14 protein-coding genes are annotated in these 18910 nt (G+C 65.6%); 6 read left to right on the forward strand and 8 right to left on the reverse strand.

The genetic code is table 11. The features are described 5' to 3' along the window. Positions 1-13: 13 nt before the first annotated feature. Positions 14-1078 (reverse strand): type I glyceraldehyde-3-phosphate dehydrogenase, encoded by a 1065-nt coding sequence (locus U5L98_RS03905; protein WP_322557034.1) that lies wholly within the window; start codon positions 1076-1078, stop codon positions 14-16. 270 nt (positions 1079-1348) lie between these two features. On the opposite strand from U5L98_RS03905, the gene U5L98_RS03910 reads away from it, so the two are divergent. Continuing rightward, entirely contained in the window at positions 1349-2401 is a 1053-nt protein-coding gene (locus tag U5L98_RS03910; RefSeq protein WP_322557035.1) for a class I fructose-bisphosphate aldolase, read from the forward strand. Between the two features lie 79 nt (positions 2402-2480). Here the strand turns inward: U5L98_RS03910 and tkt are convergent, their stop codons facing one another. Beyond that, positions 2481-4472 (reverse strand): transketolase, encoded by a 1992-nt coding sequence (tkt, locus tag U5L98_RS03915; RefSeq protein WP_322557036.1) that lies wholly within the window; start codon positions 4470-4472, stop codon positions 2481-2483. Between the two features lie 232 nt (positions 4473-4704). Here tkt and metK point away from each other — a divergent pair, with 232 nt between their 5' ends. The 3 genes from metK to ahcY all read left to right on the forward strand — a co-directional run bounded on the left by metK (position 4705) and on the right by ahcY (position 9363). Beyond that, positions 4705-5925: a methionine adenosyltransferase gene (gene metK, locus U5L98_RS03920; protein ID WP_322557037.1), complete on the forward strand. Its 1221-nt coding sequence runs from the start codon at positions 4705-4707 to the stop codon at positions 5923-5925. A gap of 93 nt (positions 5926-6018) precedes the next feature. Further along, positions 6019-7743, forward strand: coding sequence for an NAD-dependent DNA ligase LigB (gene ligB, locus U5L98_RS03925; protein ID WP_322557038.1), 1725 nt, complete (start codon positions 6019-6021; stop codon positions 7741-7743). A gap of 123 nt (positions 7744-7866) precedes the next feature. Then, positions 7867-9363, forward strand: a complete 1497-nt coding sequence (gene ahcY, locus U5L98_RS03930) for an adenosylhomocysteinase (protein ID WP_322557039.1) — start codon at positions 7867-7869, stop codon at positions 9361-9363. On the opposite strand, the gene U5L98_RS03935 is transcribed toward ahcY, so the two are convergent. Beyond that, positions 9273-10292 (reverse strand): AEC family transporter, encoded by a 1020-nt coding sequence (locus U5L98_RS03935; RefSeq protein WP_322557040.1) that lies wholly within the window; start codon positions 10290-10292, stop codon positions 9273-9275. The two genes, ahcY and U5L98_RS03935, sit on opposite strands and share 91 nt — an antisense overlap. A 140-nt stretch (positions 10293-10432) precedes the next feature. Here U5L98_RS03935 and metF point away from each other — a divergent pair, with 140 nt between their 5' ends. Beyond that, entirely contained in the window at positions 10433-11281 is an 849-nt protein-coding gene (gene metF, locus U5L98_RS03940) for a methylenetetrahydrofolate reductase [NAD(P)H] (RefSeq protein WP_322557041.1), read from the forward strand. 73 nt (positions 11282-11354) lie between these two features. On the opposite strand, the gene U5L98_RS03945 is transcribed toward metF, so the two are convergent. The 5 genes from U5L98_RS03945 to prlC form a co-directional block, all read right to left on the reverse strand. Next, positions 11355-13547: a TRAP transporter permease gene (locus tag U5L98_RS03945; protein WP_322557042.1), complete on the reverse strand. Its 2193-nt coding sequence runs from the start codon at positions 13545-13547 to the stop codon at positions 11355-11357. A 96-nt stretch (positions 13548-13643) separates the two neighbouring features. After that, the gene (locus U5L98_RS03950; RefSeq protein ID WP_322557043.1) at positions 13644-14630 is read right to left on the reverse strand and encodes a TAXI family TRAP transporter solute-binding subunit; all 987 of its coding nucleotides are present in this window, start codon (positions 14628-14630) and stop codon (positions 13644-13646) included. Between the two features lie 350 nt (positions 14631-14980). Further along, positions 14981-15226 (reverse strand): YheV family putative zinc ribbon protein, encoded by a 246-nt coding sequence (locus U5L98_RS03955; protein ID WP_322557044.1) that lies wholly within the window; start codon positions 15224-15226, stop codon positions 14981-14983. 24 nt (positions 15227-15250) lie between these two features. Next, a complete protein-coding gene (locus tag U5L98_RS03960) occupies positions 15251-15346 on the reverse strand; it encodes a YheV family putative metal-binding protein (protein WP_322557045.1) in 96 nt (31 codons plus the stop codon). Between the two features lie 56 nt (positions 15347-15402). Beyond that, complete coding sequence (gene prlC, locus U5L98_RS03965; RefSeq protein WP_322557046.1) at positions 15403-17451, reverse strand: oligopeptidase A; 2049 nt, start codon at positions 17449-17451, stop codon at positions 15403-15405. A gap of 105 nt (positions 17452-17556) precedes the next feature. Here prlC and U5L98_RS03970 point away from each other — a divergent pair, with 105 nt between their 5' ends. Continuing rightward, positions 17557-18897, forward strand: a complete 1341-nt coding sequence (locus U5L98_RS03970; protein WP_322557047.1) for a sodium-dependent transporter — start codon at positions 17557-17559, stop codon at positions 18895-18897. The last annotated feature ends 13 nt before the right edge of the window (positions 18898-18910 follow it).

The raw sequence follows: 18910 nt of genomic DNA on the forward strand, positions 1-18910 counted from the left end.
AGCCGAAGGGACGTCATCTGTCGGGGGTGTCGGGCGGAGCCGGGGGCAGGGTGGCCAGGCGCCGGGCGACATCGAGCATGCGGTTGGCGAAGCCCCACTCGTTGTCGAACCAGCACAGCAGTTTGACCAGGCGGCCACCGGCCACCCGGGTCTGGGTGGCGTCCACGATACCCGAGCGCGGATCGTGGTTGAAGTCGACCGAGGCTACCGGCTCTTCGGTATAGCCTAGAAGTTCTGAGAGTCGACCTTGGCTCGCCTCGCGCAGCAGCGCGTTGACGTTTTCTGCCGTGGTATCGCGGCGCACGCAGATCGACAGGTCCATGGTCGAGACGTTGATGGTCGGCACCCGCACGTGCAGGCACTCGAAACGCCCGGCCAGGTGGGGCATCAGGCGGTTGATGCCGCGGGCGAGGCCTGTATCGACCGGCACGATGGAGTGCATCGCCGAACGGGTCAGGCGCAGGTCGGTCTGATGGTAGGCGTCGATCACCGGCTGGTCGTTCATCGCCGAGTGGATGGTGGTGGTCACGCCGTGCTCGATCTCCAGCGCCTCATCGAGCACGGTGAGCACTGGCACCAGGCAGTTGGTGGTGCAGGAGGCGGCTGAGACGATGCGGTGATGCGTGGCCAGGGTATGGTCGTTGATGCCGCTGACGATGGTGGCATCGACATCGCTCTCCGCGGGCTGGGAAAACAGCAGCCGACCGGCGCCGGAGGCGAGATGACGCTCGGCGGTGGTGCGATCGCGGAAGCTGCCGGAGCACTCCAGCACCAGGTCGATGCCGAGCTCGGCCCAGGGCAGCCTCTCCGGCTCGGGTTCGCACAGCACACGGATGGCCCGGCCATTGACGATCAGCCGATCGCCCTCCACCTCCACGCTACCGGGAAAGCGGCCGTGGGTGGTGTCGTAGCGGGTCAGGTAGGCGATGGTGGCGAGGTCCGATAGCTCGTTGATCGCCACGATCTCCAGGCGCGGCTCACCGTGCGCGAGGTGGCGTGACGCCTCGCTTTCGACGAGCGCGCGCAGCACGCACTGGCCGATGCGGCCGTAACCGTTGATGGCGATGCGAAGGGCCATGGGGGTGAAAGGGACTCCGGAACCGGGAAACACAGGGCGGCAATTCTAGCGCATCTGTGCCCCGAGCGTCTGCTCTACGGGCCCTCCGGACGACAAGCTCTGCAACGGGGTGGGGGAGGGCTGCTTTACAAGAGTGGCAAGCTCAAGCGATGGGGTATCGAGGTCAAGGCTGGCTGAGAGGGCTCTCATTGCATGCATGGCGTCCTCTCGGTACGGTTTTTCCCCTACGCTGGGTACAGTGCGTTGATCGGTACCAAGGAGAGGAGCGACATGAGCGATATCACCAAACTGCTGGGCAGCGAGGCTGACACCCTGCTGGGTCACGTCTGCCGCGGCGTTCCCGCCGAAATGATCCATCCACCCGGCGCGGATTTCGTCGACCGGGTGATGGCCCTGAGCGACCGCCGCCCAAATGTACTGCGCAACATGCAGTCACTATTCGACCATGGCCGCCTGGCCGGCACCGGCTATCTCAGCATCCTGCCGGTGGACCAGGGCATCGAGCACTCGGCGGGGGCCTCCTTCGCACCGAACCCGCGCTACTTTGACCCGGCCAACATCGTCGAGCTGGCCATCGAGGGGGGCTGCAATGCCGTGGCCTCCACCCTCGGGGGGCTGGCCGCCGTGGCGCGCCGCTATGCTCATCGGATCCCGATGATCCTCAAGCTCAACCACAACGAGACGCTGAGCCATCCGACGATCTACGATCAGACGCTGTTTGCCCAGGTCGAGCAGGCCTTCGAGATGGGCTGCGCGGCCGTGGGGGCAACCATCTACTTCGGCTCTCACGAGAGTCGCCGCCAGATCATGGAGATCAGCGAGGCCTTCGAACGGGCCCATGAGCTGGGCATGGTCACGGTGCTCTGGGCCTATCTGCGCAACCCGGACTTCAAGCTGGGCGGCACCGATTACCACGTGGCCGCCGACCTGACCGGTCAGGCCAATCACCTGGCAGCCACGCTCAAGGCCGACATCGTCAAGCAGAAGCTGCCCGAGACCAACGGTGGTTACCGTGATATCGGCTTCGGCCACACCCACGCCAAGGTATACGACGAACTGACCTCGGATCATCCCATCGACCTGGCACGCTACCAGGTGGCCAATTGCTACCTGGGGCGTGCCGGGCTGATCAACTCCGGCGGCGGCTCCAAGGGCGCCTCCGACCTCGCCGAGGCGGTACGTACCGCGGTGATCAATAAGCGTGCCGGTGGCATGGGGCTGATCTCGGGTCGCAAGGCCTTCCAGAAGCCTACGGCCGAGGGCGTCGAACTGCTCAACGCCATCCAGGACGTCTATCTGTCCCCCGAGGTGACCCTCGCCTGAGGCGCTTTCGGCTTCTTACGCAAGCGGGCCCGGCAAATGCCGGGCCCGCTTGCGTTGGACGAGGGGTGGCCCTGCAGGCTCAGCCCAGTAGGGCCGAGGCTTCGGCGACCACGTTGTCTACGGTGAAGCCGAAGTGCTTGAACAGGTCGCCGGCAGGCGCGGACTCACCGAAGGTGGTCATGCCGACGATGGCACCGTTCAGCCCAACGTACTTGTACCAGAAGTCGCGATGGCCGGCTTCGATGGCCAGACGTGCGGTGACGGTGGCGGGTAGCACCTGCTCGCGGTACTCGGCGTCCTGGCGGTCGAAGAGGTCGGTGGAGGGCATGGAGACAACGCGCACAGCGCGGCCCTGTTCCTCGAGTCGGGCCGCGGCGTCCATGGCCAGGCCGACCTCGGAGCCGGTAGCGATCAGGATCAGCTCCGGGGTGCCCTCGCTGTCCTTCAGGACGTAGCCACCGCGATTGATGTCGGCCAACTGCTGCCTGCTGCGTGCCTGATGCGGCAGCCCCTGGCGGGAGAAGACCAGCGCGGTCGGGCCGGAGCGACGCTTGATGGCGGCATCCCAGGCGGCAGCGGTCTCCACGCTGTCGCAGGGGCGCCAGGTGGCCAGGTTGGGGGTGGATCGCAGGGTGGTCAGCTGCTCGATGGGTTGGTGGGTGGGGCCGTCCTCGCCCAGGCCGATGGAGTCATGAGTGAAGACGTAGATGGCCTGCTTGCCCATCAGCGCCGCCATACGCACGCTGTTGCGCATGTACTCCATGAAGATCAGGAAGGTGGCGCCATAGGGCACGAAGCCGCCGTGCAGCGCGATGCCGTTCATGATGGCGCCCATGCCGAACTCGCGCACGCCGTAATGCAGGTAGTTGCCCTCTGGCGCGGTGGGGCTGATCGCCTGGGCGCCCTTCCAGAAGGTCAGGTTGGAGGGAGCCAGGTCGGCACTGCCGCCGAGCAGCTCGGGCATCTGGGGACCAAGCTCGTCGAGGCAGGCGAGCGATGCCTTGCGGCTGGCGACGCTGTCGCCCTTGGTCTGAGCGGCCTCGATCATCGCTTCGCTGGTGATACTGGTCGGCAGGTCTCCCTTGAGTCGACGTTGGAGTTCCTGGGCCAGTTCCGGGAAGGCTTCGGCATAGCGCGCAAAGCGCTCCTGCCAGGCATCCTGACGGGCCTGGCCGGCCTCGGTGGCGTCCCAGCCCTGGTAGATGTCCTCGGGCACGTTGAAGGGGGCATGCGGCCAGTCGAGCTGGCGGCGGGCGGCGGCTACCTCGTCCTCGCCGAGCGCGGCGCCATGGCACTCCTCCTTGCCCTGCTTGTTGGGCGCGCCGAAGCCGATGATGGTCTTGCAGATGATCAGGCTCGGCCGGTCCTCGTGGCTGCGGGCCAGCTCGATGGCGGCCTTGATCTCCTCGGGCTTGTGGCCGTCGACGTTGGGCACCACGTGCCAGCCGTAGGCCTCGAAGCGCTTCGCGGTGTCGTCGGTGAACCAGCCCTCGACCTCTCCGTCGATGGAGATGCCGTTGTCGTCGTAGAAGGTGATCAGCTTGCCGAGCTGCTGGGTGCCGGCCAGCGAAGAGACTTCATGGGAGATACCTTCCATCAGGCAGCCGTCGCCGACGAAGCAGTAGGTGTGATGATCGACGACGGTATGACCGGGGCGGTTGAACTGGGCCGCCAGGGTGCGCTCCGCCAGCGCCATCCCCACCGCGTTGGCCAGGCCCTGGCCCAGCGGACCGGTGGTGGTTTCGATGCCCGGTGCATAGCCGAACTCCGGATGCCCGGCGGTCATCGAATGTAGCTGGCGGAAGTTCTGCAGCTCCTCGAGGCTGAGCTCGTAGCCGGTGAGGTGCAGCAGGGAATAGAGCAGCATGGAGCCGTGGCCGTTGGAGAGCACGAAGCGGTCGCGATCGGGCCAGTGCGGGTCGGCCGGGTTGTGGACGAGGTAATCGTTCCACAGCACCTCGGCGATGTCCGCCATGCCCATGGGCGCGCCGGGATGGCCGGAGTTGGCCTTCTGGACGGCGTCCATGGACAGGGCGCGTATGGCATTGGCCAGTTCGAAACGGGACGGCATGGTGTGCTCCTCGCCTGCGGCAGAAAGTATGCAATGACATGGTCGGCCAGGGGGGATGCGGCCGGACATGACTTCTGGCTGGGTGACGCCGCGGGAAGGGGCGGCGTGGTCGAATCAGGCCGGCTATTGTCGCCGACTTGCCGTCCTGCATCAAATCGTGGATGCCCGGGGGAGCCGCAGCGTGTAGACTTCGCGACTGCCTATTGCTGATAGAGAGAGGGCCGAAGACGCCATGAGCGAATACTCCCTGTTCACCTCTGAGTCCGTGTCCGAAGGGCATCCGGACAAGATCGCCGACCAGATTTCCGATGCGGTCCTCGACGCCATCATCGCCCGCGACAAGCAGGCGCGTGTCGCCTGCGAGACTCTGGTCAAGACCGGCGTGGCCATCGTCGCCGGCGAGATCACCACATCGGCCTGGGTCGATCTGGAAGCGCTGGTGCGCGAGGTGATCACCGGCATCGGCTACGTCTCCTCCGACGTCGGCTTTGATGGTGAGACCTGTGGCGTGCTCAACCTGATCGGCAAGCAGAGTGTGGATATCGCCCAGGGCGTCGATCGCACCAAGCCCGAGGACCAGGGCGCCGGTGACCAGGGCCTGATGTTCGGCTACGCCACCAACGAGACCGACTCCTACATGCCGGCGCCGATCCATTACGCCCATCGGCTGGTGGAGCGTCAAGCTGAGCTACGCAAGCACGGCCTGCTGCCCTGGCTGCGCCCCGACGCCAAGAGTCAGATCACCTTCCGCTATGACGAAGCAGGCAAGCCCTGCGCCGTCGACGCCGTGGTGCTCTCCACCCAGCACGATCCGGAAGTCGACCAGGAGGAGCTGCGCAGGATGGTGCGCCGCGAGATCATCGAGCAGGTGATCCCCGCCGAGTGGCTGACCGAGACCACCAAGTACCACATCAACCCCACCGGCAAGTTCGTGATCGGCGGCCCCGTGGGCGACTGCGGCCTGACCGGGCGCAAGATCATCGTCGACACCTACGGCGGCACGGCTCGCCACGGCGGCGGCGCCTTTTCCGGCAAGGACCCCTCCAAGGTGGACCGCAGCGCCGCCTACGCCGGGCGCTACGTGGCCAAGAACCTGGTCGCCGCGGGGCTTGCCGAAAAGTGCGAGATCCAGATCTCCTACGCCATCGGCGTAGCCGAGCCCACCTCGGTCGCCGTCAATACTTTCGGCACCGGCAAGGTGAACGACGCGCGCATCATCGAACTGGTGCGCGAGCATTTCGACCTGCGGCCCAATGCCATTACCAAAATGCTCGACCTGCTGCACCCCATGTATCAGCTGACCGCTGCCTATGGTCACTTCGGCCGCGAGCCCTTCGAGACCTCTTATACCTGGACCGATACCCGGGGCGAGGAACATATCGAGACCTTCACGGCCTTCCCCTGGGAGAGGACGGACCGCGCCCACGCGCTTCGCCAGGCCGCCGGTTTGTAGGAAATCGCCTACAGGCAATGACAGGCCCCGCTGGCAGCGCCATGCGGGGCCTGTTGCTATGGTCAGGGTAGTCCTTGCGTGGGAGCTGCCCTGATGCCCCGCTACCTGGCCTGCTTGCTGCTGGCCCTTTGTGCGATCATTCCCTCCCTGTCCATTGCCTGTCCCGAATGGTCCGGCGGACGAGCAGAGCGCGAGATCATCGCGCTGGCCGAGCGACTGGCTGGTTGGGATGATGCCTATTACCGTCAGGGTGAGTCGCCTGTCTCCGATGACGTCTACGACCAGGCACGGAAGCGGCTCACGGCCTGGCAGCACTGCTTTCCCGAAGTACATGAGGAAGGATCGCTTGCGGGCGGCGCACCCGACGACGCGCGGCCAGCCGGCCCGATTCGTCACCCCATCGTCCAGACTGGGCTTGCCAAGCTCGCCGACGAAGCCGCGGTGCGCCGCTGGTTGGCGCGCCGTGGCGACGTCTGGGTGCAGCCCAAGGTGGATGGCGTGGCGGTGACGTTGGTCTACGAGCAGGGGCGCCTGGCTCGGGCGATCAGCCGCGGGGATGGCCATCATGGTCAGGACTGGACGGCGGCGGCACGCCGCATACCTGCGGTCCCCGCGCGACTTCCAGAGCGGGTCGATGCGATCCTGCAGGGCGAGCTCCATCGGCGACTGGAGGGTCACGTCCAGGCTGAGGCAGGCACGGCCGGGGCGCGCAGCGAGGTGGCCGGGCTGATGGCTCGCGATGTGCTGGAAGCCGAGGCAGCAGGACGCATTGGCCTCTTCGTCTGGGACTGGCCGGATGGCCCGGCGACGATGCGTGAACGGCTCGATGGGTTGAGGCGCCTGGGCTTCGGCGAGTCAATCGCCTTGACTAAGCCGGTGAAGCGCCTGGAGGAGGTGGCACTGTGGCGGGAGCGCTGGTACCGCGGCCCGCTGCCCTTTGCCACCGACGGCGTGGTGCTGCGACAGGGAGGCCGTCCGGCAGGACCATCGTGGCAGGCCGAACCGCCGATATGGGCGGCGGCCTGGAAGCATCCGCCACGGGAAGCGCTTGCCGAGGTGCGTGGCGTCGAGTTCCGCATCGGCCGCACCGGACGCATCACGCCGCTTCTGCATCTGCATCCTGTCGAGCTGTCGGGCCGGACGATCCGCCGGGTGGGCCTGGGATCGCTGACGCGCTGGCAAGAGCTCGATATTCGCCCCGGCGACCAGGTAGTGATCGCCCTGGCCGGCCTGACGATCCCCCGGCTGGAAGGTGTGGCCTGGCGAGCTACCGAGCGCCCGTCGGTCTCCCCGCCCGAGGCGGCCGACTACCATGCCCTGAGTTGCTGGCGACCAGCGCCGGGGTGCGAGGTGCAGTTTCTCGAACGGTTGACCTGGCTTTCCGGTTCCGAGGGTCTCGAACTGCCGGGGGTGGGGCAGGGAACCTGGCAGTCACTGCTGGAGGCCGGCTTGCTAGAGGGCCTGCTCGACTGGTTGTCCCTCGATGCCGCGGCACTGACCGAAGTCTCGGGGATCGGCGAGATCCGTGCCGAGCGCCTGATGGCGAGTTTCGCCCTGGCCCGGGAGCGGCCTTTCAACGACTGGCTGGCGGCACTGGGCCCGCCGGCGGATCTCGGACTTGCCGCGCGTGGCGACTGGCGCGAGTTGGCCAAGCGCAGCGAGGCCGAATGGCGGGATAGTACCGGTATCGGCGTCGCGCGTGCCGAGCAGCTGCGCGATTTCTTCAGCCATGTCGAGGTACGCCTGCTAGCGAAACGACTGAGTGCCGCTGGCATCGACGGTTTCCGACCCCGTCATGGTGGCTCTGGCCGCCCATAGGCGGGGACTTCATCGCTCATAGTCAATTATGGTTCAGGGTAGGGCTCACGTTTTGCTTACCCTGGGTTTGCCGTATCATGAATGCCATCTACCTTACATTCTTCGTACCTTGAGAGGCAGCACATGAATCATCCCGCCGTTTCCGCTCCCGCGGCCACCGATTGCAAGGTCGCCGATCTCACCCTCGCCGACTGGGGGCGTCGCGAGATCCGCATCGCCGAGACCGAGATGCCGGCGCTTATGACGATCCGCGACAAGTACCGTGATGATCAGCCGCTGGCAGGCGCACGTATCGCCGGCTGCATTCATATGACCATCCAGACTGCGGTGCTGATCGAGACGCTGATCGATCTGGGGGCAAGCGTACGCTGGTCGTCATGCAATATCTTCTCTACTCAGGATCATGCCGCAGCCGCCATCGCTGCCGCCGATATCCCGGTGTTCGCCTGGAAGGGGGAGACGGAGGAGGAGTTCTGGTGGTGCATCGAGCAGACGGTGGAAGGGCCCGACGGCTGGACCCCTAATCTGGTGCTGGATGATGGCGGAGACCTGACGGCGCTGCTCCACGAGAAGCGCCCCGAGCTGCTGGACGCCATCCACGGCATCTCCGAGGAGACCACCACCGGGGTGCATCGCCTGCAGGAGATGCTGCGCGATGGCACTCTCAAGGTGCCGGCCATCAACGTCAACGATGCCGTGACCAAGTCGAAGAACGACAACAAGTACGGCTGCCGCCACTCGCTCAACGACGCCATCAAGCGTGCTACCGACCATCTGCTGTCCGGTAAGCAGGCGTTGGTGGTGGGCTATGGCGATGTGGGTAAGGGCTCGGCCGCTTCGCTGCGCCAGGAAGGCATGATCGTGCGCGTCGTGGAGATCGACCCCATCTGCGCCATGCAGGCCTGCATGGACGGCTTTGAGGTGGTCTCGCCCTACCGCGATGGCATCAATCGCGGCCTGGAGAGCATCGACCGCGACCTGCTCTCGCGGATCGACATGGTGGTGACCGCCACCGGCAACATCCATGCCTGCGACGCCGCCATACTCCAGGCACTGAAGCCGGGTGCGGTGGTCTGCAACATCGGCCACTTCGACAGCGAGATCGACACTGCTTACATGCGTCGCCACTGGCACTGGGAGGAAGTGAAGCCCCAGGTGCACCAGATATTCCGTGACAGCAAGCCAGGAAGTTTTGACCCTGACAGTCGCGACTACCTGATCCTGCTCTCCGAGGGCCGCTTGGTGAACCTGGGCAACGCCACCGGCCACCCCTCTCGGGTGATGGATGGCTCCTTCGCCAACCAGGTGCTGGCGCAGATCCACCTATTCGATGGCCGCTTCGCCGAGCTGCCCGAGGGCGACCGGCGGGATGCCATGGGCGTGACGGTGCTGCCGCGCCATCTCGACGAGGAAGTGGCCCGTTACATGGTGGAAGGCTTCGGCGGGGTGGTCACCCGCATGACCGAGGAGCAGGCCGATTATACCGGGGTCGCCGTCGACGGGCCCTTCAAGCCGACGTACGCACTGATTCAGGCTGACGTGATCACGGCTGGAAAGAGGTCTCCGGGTCCGGAGGCCAGCAGGGTCCAGCGCTTCCAGGCCGCTGCGCCGAGTGTGTAGAGCCCGTCAGGCATCATCCCGCCGAGATAGAGCGGGATCAGCAGCGGCGCGGCGAGGGTGGTGATCAGCACCGCCAGGGCGCCCTTCTCCGGGGCGATGCCGAGTTCCATGGCCACCACCACCACGTTGGCGGCCATGGGCACTACGCCGATCAGCAGCAGCGCCAGGGCCAGCTCCCCCGATAGCGGAAAGAGGACCTGCAGGCCTAGCACCGCGGCCAGCGACAGCAGTGGCCAGAGCCCAAAACGGATCGCCACGCAGGCGCCGATGAAGCGCAGGTCGACCTCCCTCACGCTGACCCGCCCCAGGGTCATACCGATGATCATCATGCCGAGCAGGGTATAGGTCGCCGGGAAGGCGGCCAGCCCCTGCATCACTGTGTCTGGCACCTTGAGGCCGAGGCCACTTACCAGCAAGGCGGCGAGGAAGGCATAGACCAGCGGCAGCCGGGCGATCTTGACCAGGCTCTGGCGCACCGAGAACTGTCCTCGTGCGCTCAGATAGAAGCCCACCGTGAATTCGTAGAGGGTCACGCCCAGTACGCAGAAGAGGTAGAGCGTGACACCCTGGGGCGGCAGCAGTACCAGGGCCACCGGCAGGCCGAAGTAGCCGGTGTTGCCGGTGCCCGAGGAGAATGCCAGCAGGGCGCTCTCCTGGGGCGCGAAGCCGCGTCTTGCCAGGCAGTGGACGACCACGGCGATCATGCTGGCCAACGTGAAGAGCGCCGCGGTCAGCAGCAGGTAGTCGGGTGTGGGGCCGCCCTGGACCAGGCCGCGGAAGAAGGTCAGGGGGGCGACCAGGTAAATCAGCAGGGTGGCGACGGGGCGCGGGTCCACCGCCAGCCGGCGGGCGGCCAGCCAGCCCAGGCCGATATAGGCGAGCAGGGTCCAGAGGGGCCCCATCAGGGTGCCGGGGTCGATCGTGGTCATGTCCTTGCCTGGGTCAAGGCGGTCGTGGGACCACCTCTGCATGAACAGGATTGATGCAGCGTCGCGTATCTTTCATTGGTCTGCCGCCTGGCGAGCCGTCAGAATAGCCACAAAATGCATCATTTTCATGAGGTAAGTTGATGAGCACGCAGGAACACCCGCTGGGGATCAGCTTCGAATTCTTCCCGCCGAGTACCGACGCTGGGCGGGAGAAGCTGGTCGGCGTTCGCGACGCCCTGGCCAGCCGCGCGCCGCGCTTCTTCTCGGTTACCTTCGGTGCCGGCGGTTCCACCCAGGACCGCACACTGAACACCGTACGGATGGTGCGCGAGTCCGGCTTCACCACTGCGCCGCACCTTTCCTGCATCGGCAGCGACAAGGGTGCGCTGCGCGAGCTGCTCTCTCGCTACCGGGAGGAGGGCATCGACAGCCTGGTGGCCCTGCGCGGTGACTTGCCCTCGGGCATGGGTGGGGGCGGCATCGGCCAGTTGCGCTATGCCAACGAGCTGGTCGAGTTCATCCGTGAGGAGACCGGCGACCATTTCGAGATTGCTGTGGCCGCCTACCCCGAGTCTCATCCCCAGGCGAGGAACCTCGATCATGATCTGACGAACTTCGCCCGCAAGATGAAGGCCGGTGCCGATATCGCCATCACTCAGTACTTCTTCAGCGCCGAGGCCTACTTCCATTTCGTCGAGCGGGCACGTGCGCTGGGCGTCGAGGCTCCTATCGTGCCCGGCATCATGCCAATCACCAACTACACCAAGCTGGCGCGCTTCTCGGATGCCTGTGGGGCCGAGATTCCGCGCTGGATCCGCAAGCAGCTCGAATCCTATGGCGACGACAGCGAGGCCATCGGCGCCTTCGGCGAAGAGGTCGTGTCGCGGCTCTGCCAGCGGCTGCTCGACGGTGGCGCCCCAGGCCTGCACTTTTATACGCTTAACCAGGCGGCCCCCTGCCTGCGCATTCTCGACAACATAACCGGCTGACGCCCCCTCTCGCCGTAACGCAACGGGCCCCGCCAATGGCGGGGCCCGTTGCGTTTCTAGGGGGGTGTCACGCTCAGCCGGAGGTCACGGCCTTGTCCCCGCCGCCGGAGCGACCGCGCTGCATCATGAACATCAGCACGCCGACGGCCAGGCCCGCGATGTCGGAATAGATGCCGCCATAGATCATGCATACCGCCCCAACCAGCATCAGCAGACGCTGCCAGGCCTTGACCGGCCCGAAGAACCAGGCCTGAACGGTGGCCGCCAGCAGGATGATGCCCAGGGTGGCGGTCAGGCCTACACGCAGGATCTGCATCCAGCTGCCTTCCATCAGCATGGCCGGGCTGTAGAAGAACATGAAGGGCACGATGAAGGCCGCCAGGCCGATCTTGAACGAGGCCACCGAGGTGCCCATGGCGTTGTCGCCGGAGATGCCCGCCGCCGCGTAGGAGGCCAGCGCCACCGGCGGGGTGATCGCCGAGACCACCGCGAAATAGAACACGAAGAAGTGGGCTACCAGCGGCTGAATGCCGATGTTGATCAGGCCCGGCGCGACCACTGAGGCGGCCACCGCGTAGGCGGCGGTCGTTGGCATGCCCATGCCCAGCAGGATCGAGATACACATGGCGAAAACCAGCGCCAGCAGCTGGCTGACGCCGGCCAGGCCGAGCAGCAGCGAGGAGAAGCGTGCGCCGACACCTGTCAGCGAGATCACACCCACGATCAGGCCGGCGCAGGCGCACACGGCGATGATCTGGATGGCCATGGTGCCGGCCAGCTGCAGGGCCCTGAGGATGGCGGCGATGCCCATCTTGTTGGGCGAGAACCAGCTCACCACAGCGGCGGAGGCGGTGGCCAGGGTGCCGGCACGGATCACTGAGTAGCCCATAAACAGCGCGGCGATGAGGATGATGATAGGCGCGAACAGGTAGACCTGCTTGACCAGCTTCGAGAACAGCGGGATCTCGTCCTTGCGCATGCCGCGCATGCCCTTGCGAGCCGCCTCGAAGTCCACCATGCAGTAGATCGACAGGAAGTAGAGGATGGCGGGGATGAGGGCCGCCACGGCGATCTCGGTGTAGGGAATGCCGGTGATCTCGGCCATGATGAAGGCGCCCGCGCCCATGATCGGCGGCATGATCTGCCCGCCGGTGGAGGCGGCGGCCTCGATGGCGCCGGCGCTGCGCCCCGGGTAGCCCACCTTCATCATCAACGGGATGGTCAGCGAGCCGGTGGAGACCACGTTGCCGGCGCTGGTGCCGTTGATCATGCCCATCAGGCCGGAGGCGAAGATCGAGACCTTGGCGGGGCCGCCCCGGGCCCGGCCGGCCGCAGCGAAGGCGAAGTTGACGAAGTAGTCGCCCACTTTCGATGCCTGCAGGAAAGCGGCGAAGATGATGAACAGGATGATGTAGGTTGACGAGACCGCGGTGGTCGGCCCGAGGATGCCGGCGTCGGTGTAGACCTGGCTGAAGAAGCGGCCCACCGAGAGCCCTGGGTAGCCGAGGAAACCCGGTAGGAAGGGGCCGACGAAGACATAGATCAGGAAGATGGTGGAGATCACCACCAGCGCCAGGCCGGCGACGCGGCGGGTCAGCTCAAGGATCAGCAGCGAGCCGGCAATGGCCGCGTAGGAGATGCCCATGGGCGCGAAAGAGGTGCCGGTGGAGGCGCGCAGCGGGCTGTTGAACATCACCAGCAGATAGCCGGCCACGCCCAAGGCGCAGACCATCAGTACCAGGTCGGCGGGCGAGATGCGGTCGCGGAACTGGCGATAGCTCCAGGAGAGCAAAATGCCGGCCATGGTGGCCAGGATCAGCGGATAGCCGAAGTGCCAGGCCTCGATCGTCGGATCGATGCGCATGGCCTCACCGCTCATCGTCTGGTACATGGTCACCACCCGCACCAGGGCGTAGAGGGCGGGAACGAGCATGGCGTAGCTCACCCCGGCCAGCCAGGCGGGGGAGCGGGAGCGCTGCTGGTCCTCGTCGGCGAAGCGGGTGCCGGCATAGAGGCCGTAGCCGAGAATCAGTGCTCCGGCGATGTGCACGATGCGAAACGACCAGGTCTCCAGCGGATAGACGTTCAGCGAGACCAGGTGAAAGAGGGAGTAGGCGATGGCCATGGCCCCGAAGAGCAGCCACTGCCAGCCAGTGTAGAGCCGCCGGTTGGACTCCACGGCGGCATCGTCGACGCCCTCGGCGTTGACGATCTCGGCGACATCATCGATCGACGTGTCGTCACGGGATTCGGGGGTATGGGACATGGGAGGCACCCTTGGGGGGTAGACGAAGAAGCACAAGAGCTGCCCCGCATCGCCCTTATCATGGCGCGGTGCGGGGCAGCCGATCAGGTCAACGGGTTACAGCTTAAGATCTTCCGGGATCTCGTAGCCGTTCTCTTCGTACCAGCGCACGGCACCCGGGTGGAAGGGCAGCACGGTGTTGTACTTGATGTTTTCCGGGATGCTGGTCGCGGCGCTGCGATGGACGTCGCGCATGCGGTCGTTGTTCTCCATGCTCAGCTTGGTGACTTCATAGATGAAGCTCTCTGGCAGGTCGCAGCCAGCGATGGTGAAGTTCCACATCGAGACGGCGCGGGCATCCTCCTCGAGGGTCTGGTAGGTGCTGGCCGGAATCTGGAACTCGGAGACCGGGAAGTTCTCGAGCACCGTCTGCTGCTCTTCTTCGGTGAACTCGATGATGTTGACGTCGGTCTGCACTTCGAGCTGGCTGACGGCGGGGATCGGGATGCCGGCGGCAAAGGCGATGACGTCGATCAGGCCATCCTGGAGCTGGCCGCCCAGGTCGGACCAGCCACCGTTGCGACGGTCGAAGTTCACGCCCAGCGTCTCGAGCATGGCCGGGAAGTAGGTGTCGGAGGTGGAGGCCGCAGGGCCGAAGCCGATACGGGCGCCGTCTGGGATGTCGGAGATCGACTCGATGCCGCTGCCCTCTAGTGCCGTGATCGAGAAAGGGGTCTCGTACATCGGGAACAACGCACAGACGTTGTCCATGGCCACGCCGGGGGCCAGCGGACTCTTGCCTGCCAGGGCCTCGGCGGCAGGGCCCATGGTGGTCAGACCCAGGGCGACGTTGCCGGTGTGGACCAGCGCCATGTTCTGGGTCGGGCCGCCGGTGACCTCGCCGCCGCCGGAGACACCCAGCTCGTCGGCGATCAGGTTGGCCCAGCCGGAGCCGTACACGAAGTAGGTGCCGCCCTGGCTGGCGGTGCCCACGGTGAAGCTATCGGGCCAGTCGCTGCGGTCCGACTGAGCCGAGGCTGAGGCGGCGACCAGCAGGGAACCGGCCAGAGTGCCGGCGAGGATCCGTGAGGTTGCGTTGCGCATGGTGTGTCTCCTGTATGCGTTTGTGCTCTTGTCATTTTCCCGGGCTTTCTTGCCACGGGGCTGCATGCCCTCGTCACCCAGTATGGTCACCGTTTTCGGGACCTGCCGTGAGTCGGCCCGGGGTGGCATCAACGCTTATTACTTAGCAATGCCCATGCCCGTTGATTGAAATATGTTTTATTTCATTTAGTTGCAAGACAATGCTTCGACTTTTGTCGAAGCATGTTGGGTGGGATGGGACTGGAATCTCGCACGGGGAGGGTGTTGGGATGTGCGGATTTCCGCACGAGTTGTGACGCCGTTAGGCATCGTGAGTTGAGATCAAGGCGGCCGTTCCGTGGCCCTGCGCTTCAGTTCCCTTTCGGGTCGAGGATCTTGACGGTCTGCACGTCGTTGCGTGCCTGCTCCTCGCGCTCGCGATTGACCCGGGTCTCGAGCTCCGTCAGGGCTTCATCCTCGATGGGCAACTGCTCGAAGAAGTCACAGCTGACGCAGTCGCGGTAGCGGATGCCGTTCTGTTCCCAGCTGCGAATCCGGTCCATCTCGGCGCAGCGTGGGCAGATGGCCCCTGCAATGAAGCGTTTCTGTACGGCCATGCTGGCCTCCTGTCGTTACCGGTATTAAAAGGTGGCGAGCTCGGGGCGGATGCGGTGTTCGTCCACATCGGCGCAGCGCGGGCAGATGGCACCGGCGATGAAGCGTTTCTGGACGGCCATGGTGGCTCCTGTGGTGGCCCTGGCGACATGGCCAGGGCGTCGTGGGTGGTATGAAGTCAGGCGGCGCGGATGCCGCTGTGGCGCAGCAGTGGCTCGACGCTGGGTTCGCGGCCGCGGAAGGAACGGAACAGCTCGGCGGCGTCGCGGGAACCGCCACGCTCGAGGATCTCGGTGCGGAAGCGCCGGCCGGTCTCGGGATCGAAGATGCCGGCTTCCTCGAAGGCGCTCCAGGCATCTGCGGAAAGCACTTCGGCCCACTTGTAGCTGTAGTAGCCCGCCGCGTAGCCGCCGGCGAAGACGTGGCCGAAGCCGTTCTGGAAGCGATTGAAATCGGCCTGCGGCAAAACGGCGATGGCGTCTCTCACCTCGTCGAGTAGCCCCTGGATCTCGGTGGCACTCGGCGTGGTGAGCTCACGATGCAGGCGGAAATCGAACAGCGAGAACTCCAGCTGACGCACCATGCCCATGGCGGACTGGAAGTTCTTGGCCGCCACTAGCCTTTCGAAGAGCGCCTCGGGCAGCGAGGCGCCGGTCTCCACATGGCCGGCGATCAGGTCGAGCCCTTCGCGCTCCCAGCAGAAGTTCTCCATGAACTGGCTGGGCAGCTCCACCGCGTCCCAGGCCACGCCGTTGATGCCAGAGATGTCGGCGACGGTCTGGCGGGTCAGCATGTGGTGAAGGCCGTGTCCGAACTCGTGGAAGAGAGTGGTGACTTCGTCGTGGGTAAGCAGGGCCGGGGTATCGCCTACCGGGCGCGTGAAGTTGCAGGTCAGATAGGCCACCGGCAGCTGTACCGCCTCTCCTTCCAGGCGACGGACCCGACACTCGTCCATCCAGGCGCCACCGCGCTTGCCCTCGCGGGCATAGAGATCGAGGTAGAAGCCGGCGATGGGGGTGCCTTGCTCCAGGATGCGGAAGTAGCGCACGTCGGGATGATAGCGCGGGGCTGTGTCGTCCTCCGCGAAGGTGACGTCGTAGAGGCGCTCGACCACCCGGAACAGGCCGTCGACCACCTGCGGTGCGGGGAAGTAGGGGCGCAGCTGCTCGTCGGAGATGGCATAGCGCGCTTCGCGGAGCTTCTCGCTGGCGAAGCCTACGTCCCAGGGGGCGAGCTCTTCCATGCCCAGCTCGTCGCGGGCGTAGGCGGCCAGTTCCGCGAATTCTTCGCGGGCCTGGGGCACGGCGCGGGCGGCCAGGTCCTCGAGAAAGGTGATCACATGATCGGGCGACTCGGCCATCTTGGTGTACAGGGAATAGTCGGCGTAGTTGTCGAAGCCAAGCAGCTCGGCCAGCTCCTGGCGAAGCGCGAGGATCTCCTCCATGACCGGGGCATTGTCGTACTCGTCGGCATGCGGACCCTGGTCGGAGGCGCGGGTGACGAAGGCGGTGTAGACCTCGCGGCGCAGCTCACGATCGTCGGCGTAGGTCATCACCGGGAAGAAGCTGGGAAAATCCAGGGTGATGCGGTAGCCGGTCAGGCCCTTGGCTTCGGCATTGGCCCGCAGGCTGGCCAGGGCGCTGTCGGGCAGGCCGGAGAGGCGGGCCTCGTCGGCGAGGTCAAGGTGCCAGGCCTGGGTGGCGTCCAGCAGCTGATTGGAGAAGGTGTTGGAGAGCTCGGATATTCGCGACTTGATCTCGCCATAGCGCTGCTTCTGCTCGGCAGGCAGGTCCACGCCGGCCAGGCGGAAGTCACGCAGGGCATTCTCCACGGTGCGACGCTGGCCCTCATCGAGGGTATTCCAGGCGGGGCCATCACGCAGTGCCTGCCAGGCCCGGAAGAGTCCCTCGTGCTGACCGATCCAGGTGCTGTAGTCGGAGAGCTTTCCCAGGCAGGCCTGGTAGGCCTCGCGCAGTTCGGGGTTGTTCATGGTCCCGTTGAGGTGCGAGACCGGTGACCAGGCCCGCGCCAGACGGTCGTTGAGGGCCTCCAGCGGAGCGGCCAGGCTGTCCCAGCTCGGCGCGGTGGTCTCGACGCGTGCCACTAGCGTCTCGATGGCCGTGCGGTTTTCCTCCAGCAACTCATCGATCGCCGGCACTATGTGCTCGGGCCGAATCTCGGTGAAGGGGGGTAGTTCGTGGGATTCGAGCAGTGGATTGCGGGACATGTATACCTCGGGTCGGGTCTGGAGAATGGCTCTTAGATGCGGGCGGCAGCGGCGGGTTTCAATGTGCTAGGCTTGCGCCCTTTTCAGGCTCGCAGGAGTGGACCCATGAACGAGACGCTGGAGCGCTGGAGCACACGGCGCGCCTTCATCCTGGCAGTGACAGGGGCGGCGGTGGGGCTAGGCAACATCTGGCGCTTTCCCTACATTACCGGGGAAAACGGCGGCGCCGCCTTCCTGCTTCTCTACGTGGCTTTCGTGCTGCTGCTGGGGTTGCCGGTGATGATGGCCGAGATCCTGATCGGCCGTGCCGGGCGCCGCAGCCCCATGCAGTCACTGGGCCATCTGGCCGGCCTGGCCGGGGCGAGTCGTCACTGGCGGCTGCTGGGGCTTTTCGGTGCCTTCACGGTGTTCTGCATCCTCTCCTTTTACTCGGTGGTCTCGGGCTGGTCCATCGAATTCCTGGTGGCCGCGATCAATGGCGACTTCGTCGGCCGCAGTGCGGCGGAGATCGGCTCGGGCTTCGATGCCTTCCTTGCCGACCCCGGGCGCATGGCCTTCAACCATACGCTCTTCCTGATGATGACCATGCTGGTGGTCGCCGCCGGAGTAGCCAAGGGGCTGGAGAAGCTCAATAACCTGCTGATGCCGATGCTTTATCTGCTCTTGCTGGTGCTGGCCGGCTATGCGACTACCACCCGAGGCTTCGGTCCGGCGCTGGCCTGGCTTTTTCTGCCGGATGTTTCGGCGGTGACGCCTATGGTGATGCTGCAGGCCATGGGCCACGCCTTCTTCACTCTTGCAGTGGGCGCCTGTGCGCTGATGGCCTATGGCGCCTACATGCCCGACCACCAGAGCCTGCCTCGGGCCGCTGCCGCAGTGGCGGTACTCGACGTGGCGGTGGCGTTGCTGGCCGGCATCGCCATCTTCTCGGTGGTGTTCGCCCAGGGCATGAATCCCGGCGAGGGGCCGGGGCTGATGTTCGTCACTCTGCCGGTGGCCTTCGCCGAACTGCCCGGTGGGTCGCTGTGGCTCTCGCTGTTCTTTCTGCTGTTGCTGCTGGCCACCTGGACCTCCTCGATCAACCTGGCCGAACCCATGGTCGCCACCCTGCAGGGTTGGGGTCTGCGGCGGGGGTCGGCGGCGGCCGTGGTGGGCCTGGCGGTATGGGGGCTGGGGATGCTATCGGTGCTCTCCTTCTCGAGTCTGGCCGAAACCCGAGTGTTGTTCGGCATGAATCCCTTCGAGTTGGTCAGCACGATTCCGCCGGAAATCTTCCTGCCGCTGGGTGGATTGCTGATCGCCATCTTCGCCGCCTGGGTGATGCCCGAGCAGAGCACCCTGCGGGCGCTGGATGCCGGCCCCAACGGCTTCCGTGTCTGGCGAGCGCTGGTGCGCTGGGTATCGATTCCGCTGACGCTGATAGTATTGTTGGCCGGACTGATCTGAAAATCGGAGGTGA

Origin of the sequence: Halomonas sp., from assembly GCF_034520545.1 — a bacterium.
Taxonomy (GTDB): Bacteria; Pseudomonadota; Gammaproteobacteria; order Pseudomonadales; family Halomonadaceae; genus Halomonas.